We start from the raw sequence: 13,860 nt of genomic DNA, 5'->3' as shown, positions 1-13,860 counted from the left end.
CGGTGGCCGCCGCTCTCAAGCCGCACAGCCCACATGACACTCGCGTTATTCGCTCATCACACTCCAGGGCGCCCGGAAATTCGATTTGATCCGGCCCAATGCCCCGGTGACACAATTATCTTTTGCGGTGCCGCCCTGGTGCGGCATGCCCTCCGGCGGCCGGACCTGCTGTCCCGCCGCCGCCCCAGGACTTCAGACGAAAGTGATTGCGTGATGAAAAGCAAAGCCTTGAAGTGGCTCACCGCCCTTCCGGTGGCCGTGGCCCTGTCGGTCTCCCTCGCCGCGTGCGGCGGCGGGTCCGCCCAGAGCTCGGGCTCCCCGACTGATGCCCTCCAGGGCAGCGACCAGACCTCCCTGGACAAGTACACCACCAAGGATGTCCCGGCCCTGGACAAGATCGACAAGTCCAAGCTCGGCCTGATCAGCGAGGGCACCCTGCGCGTGGGCACCCTCTCCGACGCCCCGCCGAACATCTTCATCGATCCGTCCGGTAAGTTCACCGGCTACGACAACGAGCTGCTGCGGGCCATGGCCGACAAGCTGGGACTCAAGATCGAGTTCGCCTCCACAAAGTTCCAGGCGCTTCTCAGCCAGGTGAAGAACAAGCAGTTCGACGTCGGCTCGTCCTCGATTTCCACCACGGACGCGCGCCGCGAAACGGTTGCGTTCACTAACGGTTATGACTTCGGCTACATGGCTCTTGTGACTAAAGAGGACGCCAAGGTCCAGAAATTCGCCGATCTGAAGGGCAGCCTTCGCATCGGCGTCGTCAGCGGCAGTGTGCAGGAGGACTACGTCAAGAACACCCTCAAGCTTGAGCCTGTTTCCTTCCCCGACTACAACACCGTGTTCGCCAGCCTCAAGAGTGGGCAGGTTGACGCCTGGGTGGCTCCGTCCCAGCAGGCCACCGGCCAGGTCAAGCCCGGCGACGGTACCAAGATTGCCGAGAAGAAGCTCAACACGCAGAACTTCACCGCCTACGCCGTAGCCAAGGACAACCCTGCCCTGCTTGACGCGCTTAACTCGGCCCTCGACGCCGTGGTTGCCGACGGAACCTGGTCCAAGCTGACCGCCCAGTGGTACACGGACCGGCCGACGTCCGCCGAGCAGACCCCCGAGGGGTGGAAGCCGGGCAGCAAGGCCGTCAAGGTCCCCGCGAAATAGATACCGGCTACCAGGAGAGATAGCGACGCCATATGGATTACCTGACACGACTCGGAGAGACCTTCTTTGACTGGGGGAAGATCGCTGAGGTCTTGCCAAGCATGTTCACCGTTGGCCTGCCCAACACCTTGGTCCTTGCGATCACTTCGGGACTTATCGGTGCCTTCCTCGGTCTGATTCTGGCTCTCATGGGAATTTCCCGTAATCCCGTGGCACGGTGGGCGGCCCGGGTGTACACGGACGTTTTTCGTGGACTCCCGGCCGTCCTCACCATCTTGGTCATCGGACTTGGATTCGGACCGATTTTCCGCGAGATATCGGGTAGCAACAGCCCCTACCCCATGGGCGTTGCGGCTCTGTCGCTCATGGCCGCCGCGTACACGGGCGAAATCTTCCGCTCCGGCATTCAAAGCGTAGACAAGGGTCAGCTTGAGGCGTCACGGGCCTTGGGGTTCGGTTATGGCCCGTCCATGCGCCTGGTGGTGGTGCCGCAAGGTATCCGCCGGGTGCTTCCTGCCCTGATGAACCAGTTCATCGCTCTGATCAAAGATTCCTCGTTGGTATTCACCCTGGGCTTGCTGGCAACGGAACGCGAATTGTTCCAGATCGGCCAGGACGCCGCCGCACGCAGCGGGAATCTGTCCCCGTACGTGGCAGCGGCTATTTTCTACCTCGCCATGACCATTCCACTCACTCACCTGGTGAACTTTATTGATTCCCGGCTGCGCTCCGGCCGGCCGGAAAAGAAGCAACCGGACGAGGCTGCCGCCGTCGTCGGAAAGGGAGCCCAGGCATGAGCGAATTCGCGTCCGGATCACTGACGGCGAAGAACATCCACCTGTCCTTCGGGTCGAACCACGTCCTGCGCGGCATCGACCTGCACGTCGAGAAGGGCACCACGGCCTCCGTGATCGGCCCCTCCGGCTCCGGCAAGTCGACGCTGCTCCGGGTGATGAACCGGCTGATCGAACCGGACCAGGGCGACATCCTGCTCGACGGCCGGTCCGTGCTCAAGGACAACCCGGATGAGCTGCGCCGCCGCATCGGCATGGTCTTCCAGCAGTTCAACCTCTTCCCGCACAAGACCGTGGAGGAGAACGTCTCCCTGGCCCTGCGCAAGCTCCGCGGCATGTCCAAGGAGCAGGCCCGCGAGGAGGCCCTGGCACAGCTGGACCTGGTGGGCCTGAAACACAAGGCCGATTCCCGGCCCGCGAACCTCTCCGGCGGCCAGCAGCAGCGCGTGGCGATCGCCCGGGCGCTTGCCATGAAGCCCGAGGTGATGTTCTTCGACGAGGCCACCTCGGCGCTCGACCCGGAGCTGGTCAAGGGCGTCCTGGCACTCATGGCCGACCTGGCCAAGGGCGGAATGACGATGGTGGTGGTGACCCACGAGATGGGCTTCGCCCGCAATGTCTCGGACACCGTGACGTTCATGGACGCCGGCAAGGTGGTGGAGTCCGGCGCCCCGGAGCAGCTCTTCACCGACCCGCGGACCGAACGGCTCCGCGGCTTCCTGGCGGACGTCCTCTAGGCAGCACCTCCTTAAACGACTGAAGGCACCCGCCGCGGCGGGTGCCTTCAGTCGTTTAAGCGCCGGTCAGGCGGTGGCGGCCGCGGCGGCCTTCGCGGCGGCCGGAAGCGCGTCGAAGATCCGGTTCATGGCGGCGTCGTCGTGCGCGGCGGAGAGGAACCAGGCCTCGAAGACGGACGGCGGCAGGTACACCCCGGAGTCCAGCATGGAGTGGAAGAACGGCGCGTACCGGAAGACCTCCTGGCCCTGGGCGTCGTCGTAGTTGTGGACGCCGCGGGCGGAGGTCCCGAAGGCCACGGAGAACAGGTTCCCCGCCCGCTGGATGGAGTGGTCGACGCCGGCGGCGTCCAGCGCCTCCGACAGGGCGTCGGAGAGTTCCAGGGAGCGGGCGTCGACGAAGTCGTAGACCTCCGCGGTTGCGTGCGTGAGGGTCGCGACGCCGGCGGCCATGGCCACCGGGTTACCGGAGAGCGTGCCGGCCTGGTAGACCGGGCCCACGGGTGCGAGGTAGTCCATCACGTCGGCGCGGCCGCCCAGGGCCGCCGTCGGCATCCCGCCGCCGATGACCTTGCCGAAGGTCAGCAGGTCAGGAGCCCACGGTTCGGCGGCGTCTGCCGCGCCGCCCGTGAGGCCCCAGTAGCCGGCGTAGCCGGTGCGGAAGCCGGTGAGGACCTCGTCCAGGATCAGCAGCGCGCCGTGCTCCCGGGTAATTCGGGACAGGCCCGCGTTGAACCCCTCACCCGGGGTCACCACGCCCATGTTCGCGGGTGCGGCCTCGGTGATGACGGCTGCGATGTTGGGCCCGTGCGCGGCGAAGGCGGCTTCGACGGCGCCGAGGTCGTTGTAGGGCAGCACGAGGGTTTCCGCGGCGGTCGCGGCGGTGACGCCGGCGGAGCCCGGCAGGGCGAGGGTGGCCAGGCCGGAGCCGGCGGCGGCGAGCAGGCCGTCGAGGTGGCCGTGGTAGCAGCCGGCGAACTTGATGACCAGGTTGCGGCCGGTGTAGCCGCGGGCCAGCCGGATAGCGGTCATGGTGGCCTCGGTGCCGGTGGAGACCATCCGGACCCGTTCCGCGGCGGGGACGCGTTCGCGGACCAGCGCGGCGAGGTTGGCCTCGTCCGGGGTGGAGGCGCCGAAGGAGAGGCCCCGGTCGACGGCCTCGTGGACGGCGGTGAGCACGGCCGGGTGGGCGTGGCCCAGCAGCGCCGGACCCCACGAGCAGACCAGGTCGACGTACTGGTCGCCGTCGGCGTCGGTCAGGTAGGCGCCCTGGGCGGAGACCATGAACCGCGGCGTGCCGCCCACCGAGCCGAAGGCCCGGACCGGGGAGTTCACGCCGCCGGGCATCAGCCCGCGGGCTCGGTCGAACAGTTCCTCATTGCGGTGGTGGCTGGAAGTCATGAATCCTATTCTTTCAGTTCCGGGAGCCGGAGGTCCGGCTCCCAGTCTCGGTCTCCCCGGCCAGCAGGGCGGCGACGCGCGGAGCCACGTCGGTGCCGAACAGCTCGATGGAGCGCATCATGGCGGCGTGCGGCAGGGTGCCGTTGCTGTATTTGAGGTCGAAGCGGTCCGCGCCCAGGTTCCGCTTGAGCAGGGCGATCTTCGCGGCCACCGTCTCCGGTGACCCCACATAGAGCGCCCCCTCGGGGCTGCAGAGCTGCTCGAACTCGGCCCGGCTGCCCGGACCCCAGCCGCGTTCGGAACCCAGCTGGTTCCGCTGCGCCAGCCAGTGCGGGAAGAACTCCTCCCGCGCCTCCTCGTCGGTGGCGGCGATGTGCCCGGGCGAGTGCGTGGCGACCTGCTGCAGGGGGTTGCCGTACTTTTCCATCGCCTCCCGGTACAGCCCCGCCAGCGGCCCGAAGGCCCGGGGCGCCCCGCCGATGATGGCGAAGATGATCGGGTAGCCGTATTCCGCGCAGCGAAGGACCGACTCGGGGGTACCCCCGACGCCGATCCAGGCCGGCAGCAGGTGGTGCTCCAGCGGCGGGTAGACGCTCAGCCCGTTGACGGGCGCCCGGGTGCGGCCCTCCCACTTGATGGGTTTCTGCGCCCGGACCTTGTCGAAGAGTTCGAGCTTTTCCTCGAACAGGACCTCGTAGTCGGCCAGGTCCAGGCCGAAGAGCGGGAAGGACTCAATGAAGGAGCCGCGGCCCAGCATGACCTCTGCGCGGCCGTTGGCAATCGCGTCCACGGTGGCGAAGCGCTGGAACACCCGGATGGGGTCATCGGAGCTGAGCACGGTGACGGCGGAGCCGAGCCGGATCCGCTTGGTGCGGGCGGCCGCGGCGGCGAGGAAGACCTCGGGCGCCGAGACGGCGAAGTCGCGGCGGTGGTGTTCCCCCACGCCGAAGGCGTGCAGCCCCACCTCGTCGGCGAGTTCCGCCTGTTCCAGCAGCTGGCGCAGCACCTGGGCGTGCGGGACCGGCTGGCCGTCCGGGAAGACACCGACGTCGCCGAAGGTGTTCAGGCCCAGCAGGATGGTCTCCGGGCCTACCGGCGCGGTGGGGTTCGCGGCGGACGCGGGGTCCGGCTGCACGGCGTGGTTCACCGGGTCTCCTTCAGCCAGCCGGCGAGCTCGGTGGCCCAGTAGGTCAGGACCATGCTGGCGCCGGCGCGCTTGATGCCGAGCACGGACTCGGTGATGGCGGCGCGGCGGTCGATCCAGCCGTTCGCAGCGGCGGCCTCGATCATCGAGTACTCGCCGGAGATCTGGTAGGCGGCCACCGGCACGGGGCTCATGGCGGCGACGTCGGCGAGGATGTCGAGGTAGCTCATGGCGGGCTTGACCATCACCATGTCGGCACCCTCCTCGAGGTCCAGTTCCACCTCCAGGATGGCCTCGCGCCGGTTGGCGGCGTCCATCTGGTAGGTGCGGCGGTCGCCGGTGAGCTGGGAGTCCACGGCCTCGCGGAACGGGCCGTAGAACGCGGAGGCGTACTTGGCGGCGTAGGCCACGACGGCGGTGTTGGCGTGGCCGGCCTGTTCAAGTGCCTGGCGGATGACGGCAATCTGGCCGTCCATCATGCCGGAGGGTCCGAGCACGTGGGCGCCGGCCTCGGCCTGGGCCACCGCCATCTGTCCGTAGATCTCCAGGGTGGCGTCGTTGTCGACGTAGCCGTTGCCGTCCAGGACACCGCAGTGGCCGTGGTCGGTGAATTCGTCGAGGCAGACGTCGCTCATCACCACCAGCTCGTCGCCCACCTCGGCCCGGACGTCGCGGATGGCCTTGTTCAGCACGCCCTCGGGGTCCAGGGAGGCGGTGCCCCGGGCGTCCCGCTCGGCGGGGATACCGAAGAGCATGATGCCGCCCACGCCCAGCTCCACGGCTTCGGCGGCGGCGCGCTTGAGCGAATCGGTGGTGTGCTGCTGCACCCCGGGCATCGACGCGATCGGGTTGGGCTCGGTGAGGCCCTCGCGGATGAAGGCGGGAAGGATCAGTTCGGCCGCGTTGAGCCGGTGTTCTGCCGTCAGGCGGCGCATCGCGGGGGTGGTGCGGAGCCGGCGGGGGCGGTGGGTCGGGAAGCTCATGGCTGGTCCTTCACTGTGGTGGGCGGTCGGGGGAAGTATGCGGGTGGTTCGGAATCAGGGCGTGGACTACGGCGGCCACCAGCCCGGAGGCGGTGGGTTCCTCGGCGACGGCGGCGACCTCCAGGCCGAGCGCCGCGGCCTGGGCCGCCGTCGAGCGGCCGATCGCCACGAGCCGGCACTCCCCCAGCGGCGTGAGTCCGGAGTGGATCCGCCGGGCGGCGCTCGGGGAGGCGGCGACGACGGCGTGCAGGGTGCCGGCGTCCACCGCGTCCCGGGCCTGGGCCGGGGTCAGGACGGGGGCACCATGGCCGGGTTCCCGGGCGGAGGGTCCATCTGTGGCGGCGGTGGTGGCGATGCGCCGGCGCGGGTCGGCCGGGTAGTCCACCGTGCGGTAGGCGGTGACCGCCTGGACGGCGGCGCCCCGGGCGGCGAGGCCGCGGCGCAGGGCCGGGTCGGCGATGTCGGCCTGGGGCAGGAAGACGCTGCCGGCCCGGTCGGGCCAGATGTCCAGCAGCCCGGCTCCTGACTGTTGCCCCGCCGGGGACAGGTCGACGGGGATGTCCAGTGCTTCGAGGACGCGGCGGGTGGCCGGGCCGATCGCGGCGATCTGCAGGCTGCCGGGAAGCCAGGCGTTGAGCGCGGAGCCACGCTCGGCGGCCAGTTCCTGGAGGACCTGGACGGTGGTGACGCTGCTGACCACCAGCCAGGTGTAGGCGCCGGCGCCGAGGGCGTCGAAGGCCACGCCTAGGGAGTGCTGGTCGGCGGCTTGTTCGAAGTCGATCAGCGGCAGCAGCAGCGGTTCGGCACCGGTGGCGCGCAGCGCGGAGACCAGCGCTCCGGCCCGGTCCGGGCTGCGGGTCACCAGCACGCGGGCACCATCCAGCGGCCGCGGCACGGCGGTGCCGTCCGCCCCGGAGGTGGCGCTGCGGCGTCCCATCAGGCTGGTGGTCCTCCTCAGGAAGCGGTCAGGTCGGCGATGTCCGCCGCGCCGGCCGCGAGCAGTGCCTCGGCGAGCTCGATGCCGAGCAGGGTGGCGCCCACCTCGGTCAGCCCGTCGGTGGCCTTCTTGTCCCGGACGCTGGCGGTGCCGTCGACGGCGCAGACGACGGCGTCCAGGTGCAGCATGCTGCCCTTGCGGTAGGCGTAGGCGCCCACCGGGGCGGCGCAGCCGGCCTCGAGCCGGGCCAGCAGGGCCCGTTCGGCGGTGACGGCCAGGCGCGTGTCCGGGTCATCCAGCGCCGCGAGGGCCTGGGCGAGGACGCCCTGGGAGCCCTCGGTGGACCCGGCCTTGCGCGGGGCGTCGGCGGTGCGGCATTCGATGGCCAGCGAGCCCTGCCCGGCGGCGGGGAGCATCACGTCGGGGTCGAGGTATTCGCTGACCGCGTCCAGCCGGCCGATGCGGTGCAGCCCGGCGGCGGCGAGCACGACGGCGTCGAGGTCGCCGGACTTGCCCGGCACCACGGCGTCGGTGGCGTTACCCGGCAGCCCGGGCACGCGGCCCAGACGGGTGTCCACGTTGCCGCGGATGTCGCGGATGTCCAGGTCCGGGCGCGCTGCGCGGAGCTGGGCCGCACGCCGCGGTGAGCCGGTGCCCACCGTGGCGCCCGCCGGCAGCTGGGCGAGCGTGAGTCCGTCCCGGGCGCAGAGCACGTCGCGGACGTCCACACGCTTCGGGGTCGCGGCCAGGCTCAGGCCGAGGGCCGGGCCGACGGGCAGGTCCTTGAGCGAGTGCACGGCCACGTCACAGGCGTCCTGGAGCAGGGCGTAGCGGAGGGCGGCAACGAAGACGCCGGTGCCGCCCATCTGGGACAGCGGGCCGGTGAGGACGTCACCGTCGGTGCGGATGTGCACCAGCTCCACGGGGAACCCGCCGACGGCCGCCAGCTGGTCCGCGGTCTGCTGGGTCTGGGTGAGGGCGAGCTTGCTGGCCCTCGTTCCGATCCGGACGGTCACGGCGCGGCGTGCCCGGTCACTTTGGCAGCCGCGGCGGCGTCCGGGTAGGGATCGTGGCCCGTGCCGACGGTGGTGTCGGCACCGGAGATGGTCGGCTTCTCACCGCGGAAGTTGGCGCAGCAGCCGGGGCGGCAGACGTCGTACCAGGGGCCGAGCTTGGTCAGGTGAGGACGCTCGGTGATGGTGTTGGAGCTGGTCCGTTCCGAGATCAGGTCCACGATACCGGCGACGAACTTGCGGTGCGTGCCCGGGGTGGGGACGCGGGTGGCGGCGACGCCGAGCTTTTCGCAGGTCTCGAGGGCCTCGGTGTCCAGGTCCCAGACGACTTCCATGTGGTCGCTGACGAAGCCGAGCGGCACGATCACGACGCCCTTGACGCCCTGGCCGGCCAGGTCCTCGATGGCGTCGTTGATATCCGGTTCCAGCCACGGCACGTGCGGGGCGCCGGAGCGGGACTGGTAGACCAGGGACCACGGGGCGGTGTCACCGGTCTGGGCTTCGACGCGGCGGATGACCTCGCCGCCGGTGGCCAGATGCTGCGCGGCGTAGGCGGAGTCCTGTTCGAACCGGCGCGGTTCGCCCTCGGAGCGGCCGGACGCCTCGGCGTCGCGGGTGGGGATGGAGTGGGTGGCGAAGAGGATGTGCACCGGGGCGTCCGGCGTTCCGGCGGAGGCCAGCTGGGCGCGGACCTCGGCCAGGCCTGCGGCGGTGCCCTCAACGAACGGCTCCACGAAGCCGGGGTGGTCGAAGTACTGGCGAACCTTGTCCACCTCGAGCTTGCCGTCCAGGCCGGTCTCGGTCAGGGCCATGCCGATGTCCTCGCGGTACTGGCGGCAGCTGGAGTAGCAGGAGTAGGCGCTGGTGGTGATCATCAGGACCTTGCGGTGCCCGGCGTCGTAGATCTCCTGCAGTGTCTGCGGGATGTAGGGGTCCCAGTTGCGGTTGCCCCAGAACACCGGCAGTTCGATGCCGCGCTTGGCCAGCTCGACCTCCATGGCGGCCTTGAGCTCGCGGTTCTGGGCGTTGATGGGGCTGATGCCGCCGTTGGCGCGGTAGTGGTGGGAGACCTCTTCGAGGCGCTCGTCCGGGATGCCGCGGCCGCGGGTGACGTTGCGCAGGAAGGGGATGACGTCTTCCTGGCCCTCGGGGCCGCCGAAGGAGGCGAGGAGCACTGCGTCGTAGTCCTTGGGGGCCATGCGGCCCGCCTCGGTGACGGGGTTGACGGAGGTCAGGTCGGTCTCAGCGGTCACGTTGCTCTCCAGCGTCATTGCGGTTTCCTTGGGGTCGAGCGGGCTCATGCGAGGACTTCCGCGACCTCGGCGGCGCTGACGCGGCGGCCGGTGTAGAACGGAACTTCCTCGCGGACGTGGTGGCGGGCCTCGGTGGCGCGCAGGTGGCGCATCAGGTCCACGAGGTCCACCAGTTCCGGGGCTTCCAGGCCGAGGATCCATTCCCAGTCGCCGAGGGCGAAGGAGGACACGGTGTTGGAGATGACCTGGGGGAAGTCGCGGCCCAGGAGGCCGTGGTCGCGGAGCATGGCGCCGCGCTCGGCCTCGGGCAGCAGGTACCACTCGTAGGAGCGGACGAAGGGGTAGACGCAGAGCCACTCGGCCGGTTCCACGTTCCGGGAGAAGGCCGGGGTGTGGTTCTTGGCGAATTCTGCCTCGCGGTGGACGCCCATGGCGGACCAGGCGATCTCGGTGCCGGCGAAGAGCTTGCTGCGGCGGATGTCGCGGATCGCGCGCTGCAGCGCCTCCGGCTGCGGGCCGTGCAGCCAGACCATGATGTCCGCGTCAGCGCGCATGGCGGAGACGTCGTAGCTGCCGCGGTGGATCACGCCGTCCTCGGCAAGCCGGCCGAGGAGTGCCTCGAAATCCTCGGCCGCATCGCCGCTGCGGAGGACATCGGAGGAGCGCTTGAAGACGGTCCAGAGCGTAAAGAACTGCTCGGCTGATTCTTCGGTTTTGGTGACAGATTCGGCAGAAGTGTGGCTCATATGTACCAGTCTGCCCCCTCCCCGAGACGAAGTCGAAACAGGGAACTTCTACAAGCGGTAGAAGTGACGAATGTCACACAAGCGGCCTCGGAGCCGGGCGTGTCAGGCCCGGCGCATCCGGAGGTAGACGGCGCCGGCGCCGAGGGAGACGGCCACCAGGCAGATGCCCCAGCCCACCAGCGCGGAGCCGCCGAAGGGCTGCACGTCGGAGGCGGCCTGCATGCTGTCGCCGGACCGGGCGCCCGCGGCCGGGGCGGCCTTCGCGGCTGCCCGGGTGCTGGCCGACGTCGGGCTGCCCGCGGGCGTGGGCGTCCCGGCGGCGCCGGGGGCCGGGGTCGCCGTGGCTGCGCCCGGAGCGGCGGGGGCTTCGGTGGGAGCCGGCGCCGGTGCGATGCCTGCCCCGGCCGCCGGGGCAGCGGGAACGGCGGGGGCCGGGACAACCGGCGCCACGGTTCCGGGCGCGGCGGGAGCCGTGGTTCCGGGGGTGGCAGGGGCCGGGGTTCCGGGGGTTGCGGGAGCGGGTGCCGACGGTGAGGAGGGCTGGCTGGGGGTGCCGCCGGGCGAGGGCGAGGAGGACGACGGCGGGGCGGTGCTCCGGGTAGGGGTGGGGCTGGACCCGTCGTCGGAGGTGGGCGTCGGTGACGGGGTCCACGAGCCGCTCAGTCCGTCGATGAGGCCGCCGAGGCCCACGGAGACGGACGCGGTGGGGGCATCGGGGCTGGGTGTGGGCGTTGCAGCCTGGGTGGCGGGGACTCCCGCCGTAAGGACCAGCACCGCTCCGAGCGCCGCTGCTGCCGTGCCGCGCCGGAGTCCCCCATGGCCGGCCGGCGGACTAAAATCTTCGGACCTGTGCGTAACCATGGTCATCGACTGTAGCGGCCCGTCAGGGGGCGGGGAAAATTTGCCGAACCGTTATTTTGCCGCTAGCGGAGGCAGGTCCGGATCCCTTACAGGAGGCCGCTGGACCACGTTCAGGGTGCGGAATCCCGGGCGACGGCGGGCAGCAGCGGGGCAATCTGGCGGGGGGTGTCCGCGACGATCGCGGCGAGGCCGTTGCCGGCGACCCAGCCGCCGACGACGGCGAGGTCCCCCTCCGCGGCGCAGAGTTCCCGGACCCGGGCCACCCGCTGTCTGTGTCCCAGGGACGCGAACGGCAGGGCACCCGCCCAGCGCACCACATCCCACCCGGCGAGGTCGTCGCGGGAGAGGCCCACGCCCAGCAGCGTGGAGGCGTCCCGGAGGGCCGCGGCCAGCAGGTCCGCCTCGGTGTCGGGTTCCGGCATTGCGCCGGCGGTCGCGCTCACCGGGGCACCCGGCGTGGCGCCCCGGCCGTAGGAAAGCCGGAGGACGTGGCGGCCCGGGGCGGTGGATTCGTCCAGCCAGGCCCACTTGGCGGTGGCGTGGGTGAGGGCCTTGGCCTGGATGCCGGGGCTTTGCGGGGCCACCAGCACGCCCGTGCCGCGCGGGGCGGCGTCCAGCTCGGACCGGTCCAGCACCAGGGTGACCAGCTTGACGTCCGGGCCGGCCGCGGGACGCAGGGCGGTGATTTCGGGGAGGACACCGGAGAGGAGGCCGACGGCGGCCGGGCCCTCGACGGCGACGACCAGCCTCCCGGCCCCGTACTCCTCTCCCCCGGCGGTGACCTGCCAGCCGGTGGGGGTCCGCCGGACCCCGGCGGCAGGGGTCCCCGCGAGAAGCGTGACGCCCAGGTCCGTGAGCTCGGCCAGCAGCGCCGTGACCAGCGTGTGCATGCCGCCGCGGAGGCCGGCGACGGCGGAGCCCGCCTTCTGCAGGGCGGCGCTCCCCTGCGGGGCAGTGCTCTCCTGCGGCGCAGCGCTCCCCTGCGGGGCAGTGCTCTCCTGCGGGGCCGCAGGGGTGGCGGTGGTGGAGGCCCGGCGCTGGGCCTTGACGGCAGCGGCGAGGGATCCGTGGGTGCGCAGGCCGGAGCGCAGGCCGGGGGCCACCATGTCCACGTCGAGCAGTGACGGGTCCGCCGAGTGCACGCCGCCCACCACCGGCGAGACCAGCCGGTCCAGGACGCGGCGGCCCATCCGGGCACGGACCAGGGCCGCCACGCTGGTGGCGGCGCCCCCGGTCCCCACGGAGGCCGGCAGGAGCGTGTCGACCCAGGCTCGGAGGGAGCCGGCCAGGCCCAGGGTGCGGCGGACCTCGGGGTCCCAGGGGTTTGCGGGGATGCCCAACACGCCGGTCCTGGGCAGTTCGCGCGGGCCTTCGGGCAGTTGCACCCATGCCCCGCCCGGGTTCGGGGCAACGATCTGCGGCCCCAGGCCCAGTTCACGGGCCAGCGCGGCGACGGCGTCGGAGCGGGTGGCGAAGGATTCGGCGCCGCTGTCCAGGGTCAGGCCGGCGACCACGTGGCTGCCGACGCAGCCGCCCCAGGTTCCGGTGGCCTCCAGCACGGTGGTGCGGACGCCGGCCCCGGCCAGTTGGCGGGCGGCCAGGAGTCCGGAGATGCCGCCGCCCACCACCACCGCGGTGGGGGCGGGGCTGGCGGACATGTCGTCGGGGGCCACGGGGCTCACTCGGGGGCGATGGAGTGGATGAGTTGCACCACGCGGGTCAGGACGTCCGGGTCGGTTTCCGGCGGGACGCCGTGGCCCAGGTTGAGCACGTGGCCGGGGGCGGCGGCACCGGCGGCGATGACCTCGCGGACGTGGGCCTCGAGCACCTCCCACGGGGCGGCCAGCAGGGCCGGGTCGATGTTGCCCTGCAGCGGCACGGTGCCGCCCAGGCGGCGGTTGGCCTCGTCGAGGGGCAGGCGGTAGTCGACGCCGACGACGTCGACGCCCACGTCGCGCATGGCGACCAGCAGTTCCGAGGTTCCGGTGCCGAAGTGGATCAGCGGGGCGCCGAGGTGGCGGACGTGGTCCAGGGCGCGGGCCGAGGCGGGGGCCACGAAGCGGGTGTAGTCGTTCAGGCCGAGGGAGCCGGCCCAGGAGTCGAAGAGCTGGGCGGCGGAGGCGCCGGCCTCGAGCTGGGCTCGCAGGAACATGCCGGAGGCGTCGGCGGCCCAGTTGGCCAGCGCGGTCCAGGTCTCCGGGTCGGCGTGCATCATGGTGCGCGGGCCCAGGTGGTCGCGGGAGGGGCGGCCCTCCACCATGTAGGCGGCCAGCGTGAAGGGGGCCCCGGCGAAGCCGATCAGCGGGGTAGTGCCAAGCTCGGCGACGGTCAGCCGGACGGCCTCGCGGATCGGTTCCAGCGCCTCCCAGGTCAGGGTGGGCAGCGCGGCGACGTCGGCGGCGGTGCGGACCGGGGTGTCCAGGACGGGTCCGACGCCGGGGACGATGTCGACGCCGACGCCTGCCAGCTTGAGCGGGATGACGATGTCGGAGAAGAAGATCGCCGCGTCCACGTCGTGCCGGCGGACCGGCTGCAGGGTGATTTCGGAGGCCAGCTCGGGGCGGAGGCAGGAATCCAGCATGGCCACGCCCTCGCGGACCTTAAGGTATTCGGGCAGCGAGCGGCCGGCCTGCCGCATGAACCAGACGGGACGGCGGGAGGGGGTGCCGCCGCGGTAGGCGGTGATCAGCGGCGACCCGGAGGTGCGGCCGTCCATCAGGGGGTGGCCGGCGTCGAGCCCGCCCTGGGAGCCGGGGGTGCCGTCCGTTCCGTCCAGTGTCGAGTCGTGGGGTGCCGCCGCGCGTGAAGTCATGCCTTTGATTCTGCCCAA

The 13,860-nt window shown here is 71.3% G+C and carries 13 protein-coding genes; 3 read left to right on the top strand and 10 right to left on the bottom strand.

Annotated elements, in window-relative coordinates; translation table 11 throughout:
- Positions 1-213 precede the first annotated feature (213 nt).
- The 3 genes from ACFUCU_RS08915 to ACFUCU_RS08905 are packed head-to-tail and all read left to right on the top strand — an operon-like array spanning position 214 to position 2,695.
- Complete coding sequence (locus tag ACFUCU_RS08915; protein ID WP_290256463.1) at positions 214-1,164, top strand: ABC transporter substrate-binding protein; 951 nt, start codon at positions 214-216, stop codon at positions 1,162-1,164.
- 32 nt (positions 1,165-1,196) lie between these two features.
- Positions 1,197-1,961, top strand: coding sequence for an amino acid ABC transporter permease (locus tag ACFUCU_RS08910; RefSeq protein WP_364132960.1), 765 nt, complete (start codon positions 1,197-1,199; stop codon positions 1,959-1,961).
- Positions 1,958-2,695: an amino acid ABC transporter ATP-binding protein gene (locus tag ACFUCU_RS08905; RefSeq protein ID WP_377972070.1), complete on the top strand. Its 738-nt coding sequence runs from the start codon at positions 1,958-1,960 to the stop codon at positions 2,693-2,695. Before ACFUCU_RS08910 ends, ACFUCU_RS08905 begins: the two co-directional genes overlap by 4 nt.
- A 66-nt stretch (positions 2,696-2,761) precedes the next feature.
- Here the strand turns inward: ACFUCU_RS08905 and hemL are convergent, their stop codons facing one another.
- The 10 genes from hemL to hemE all read right to left on the bottom strand — a co-directional run bounded on the left by hemL (position 2,762) and on the right by hemE (position 13,842).
- Complete coding sequence (hemL, locus tag ACFUCU_RS08900; protein WP_377972069.1) at positions 2,762-4,093, bottom strand: glutamate-1-semialdehyde 2,1-aminomutase; 1,332 nt, start codon at positions 4,091-4,093, stop codon at positions 2,762-2,764.
- A gap of 13 nt (positions 4,094-4,106) precedes the next feature.
- Positions 4,107-5,240, bottom strand: a complete 1,134-nt coding sequence (locus ACFUCU_RS08895; RefSeq protein ID WP_377972067.1) for an LLM class flavin-dependent oxidoreductase — start codon at positions 5,238-5,240, stop codon at positions 4,107-4,109.
- A complete protein-coding gene (gene hemB, locus ACFUCU_RS08890) occupies positions 5,237-6,220 on the bottom strand; it encodes a porphobilinogen synthase (RefSeq protein ID WP_377972066.1) in 984 nt (327 codons plus the stop codon). The genes ACFUCU_RS08895 and hemB overlap by 4 nt, the downstream gene beginning before the upstream one ends.
- Positions 6,221-6,230: 10 nt before the next feature.
- On the bottom strand, positions 6,231-7,157 hold the full coding sequence (locus ACFUCU_RS08885) for a uroporphyrinogen-III synthase (protein ID WP_377972064.1): 927 nt from the start codon (positions 7,155-7,157) through the stop codon (positions 6,231-6,233).
- 17 nt (positions 7,158-7,174) lie between these two features.
- A complete protein-coding gene (hemC, locus tag ACFUCU_RS08880; RefSeq protein WP_377972063.1) occupies positions 7,175-8,173 on the bottom strand; it encodes a hydroxymethylbilane synthase in 999 nt (332 codons plus the stop codon).
- Positions 8,170-9,471, bottom strand: a complete 1,302-nt coding sequence (locus ACFUCU_RS08875) for a ferrochelatase (RefSeq protein ID WP_377972062.1) — start codon at positions 9,469-9,471, stop codon at positions 8,170-8,172. Before ACFUCU_RS08875 ends, hemC begins: the two co-directional genes overlap by 4 nt.
- Complete coding sequence (gene hemQ, locus ACFUCU_RS08870) at positions 9,468-10,169, bottom strand: hydrogen peroxide-dependent heme synthase (RefSeq protein WP_290255731.1); 702 nt, start codon at positions 10,167-10,169, stop codon at positions 9,468-9,470. Before hemQ ends, ACFUCU_RS08875 begins: the two co-directional genes overlap by 4 nt.
- Before the next feature lie 102 nt (positions 10,170-10,271).
- Positions 10,272-11,030, bottom strand: coding sequence for a hypothetical protein (locus ACFUCU_RS08865; protein ID WP_377972061.1), 759 nt, complete (start codon positions 11,028-11,030; stop codon positions 10,272-10,274).
- Between the two features lie 110 nt (positions 11,031-11,140).
- Positions 11,141-12,688: a protoporphyrinogen oxidase gene (gene hemG, locus ACFUCU_RS08860; RefSeq protein ID WP_377972170.1), complete on the bottom strand. Its 1,548-nt coding sequence runs from the start codon at positions 12,686-12,688 to the stop codon at positions 11,141-11,143.
- Between the two features lie 20 nt (positions 12,689-12,708).
- A complete protein-coding gene (gene hemE, locus ACFUCU_RS08855) occupies positions 12,709-13,842 on the bottom strand; it encodes a uroporphyrinogen decarboxylase (RefSeq protein WP_377972059.1) in 1,134 nt (377 codons plus the stop codon).
- Positions 13,843-13,860 lie beyond the last annotated feature (18 nt).

Origin of the sequence: Arthrobacter sp. NPDC057259 (assembly GCF_042668995.1) — a bacterium.
GTDB lineage: Bacteria > Actinomycetota > Actinomycetes > Actinomycetales > Micrococcaceae > Arthrobacter.
Note: the sequence above shows the minus strand (reverse complement) of the source record. Positions and strands in the feature narration are given on the sequence as shown.

Bases quoted from the DNA above. Each gene is read 5' to 3' on its own strand.
- hemQ (WP_290255731.1), bottom strand. From the start codon at position 10,169: ATGAGCCACACTTCTGCCGAATCTGTCACCAAAACCGAAGAATCAGCC.
- ACFUCU_RS08865 (WP_377972061.1), bottom strand. From the start codon at position 11,030: ATGGTTACGCACAGGTCCGAAGATTTTAGTCCGCCGGCCGGCCATGGG.
- ACFUCU_RS08915 (WP_290256463.1), top strand. From the start codon at position 214: ATGAAAAGCAAAGCCTTGAAGTGGCTCACCGCCCTTCCGGTGGCCGTG.
- hemG (WP_377972170.1), bottom strand. From the start codon at position 12,688: ATGTCCGCCAGCCCCGCCCCCACCGCGGTGGTGGTGGGCGGCGGCATC.
- hemL (WP_377972069.1), bottom strand. From the start codon at position 4,093: ATGACTTCCAGCCACCACCGCAATGAGGAACTGTTCGACCGAGCCCGC.
- hemE (WP_377972059.1), bottom strand. From the start codon at position 13,842: ATGACTTCACGCGCGGCGGCACCCCACGACTCGACACTGGACGGAACG.
- ACFUCU_RS08885 (WP_377972064.1), bottom strand. From the start codon at position 7,157: ATGGGACGCCGCAGCGCCACCTCCGGGGCGGACGGCACCGCCGTGCCG.
- ACFUCU_RS08910 (WP_364132960.1), top strand. From the start codon at position 1,197: ATGGATTACCTGACACGACTCGGAGAGACCTTCTTTGACTGGGGGAAG.
- ACFUCU_RS08905 (WP_377972070.1), top strand. From the start codon at position 1,958: ATGAGCGAATTCGCGTCCGGATCACTGACGGCGAAGAACATCCACCTG.
- ACFUCU_RS08875 (WP_377972062.1), bottom strand. From the start codon at position 9,471: ATGAGCCCGCTCGACCCCAAGGAAACCGCAATGACGCTGGAGAGCAAC.
- hemB (WP_377972066.1), bottom strand. From the start codon at position 6,220: ATGAGCTTCCCGACCCACCGCCCCCGCCGGCTCCGCACCACCCCCGCG.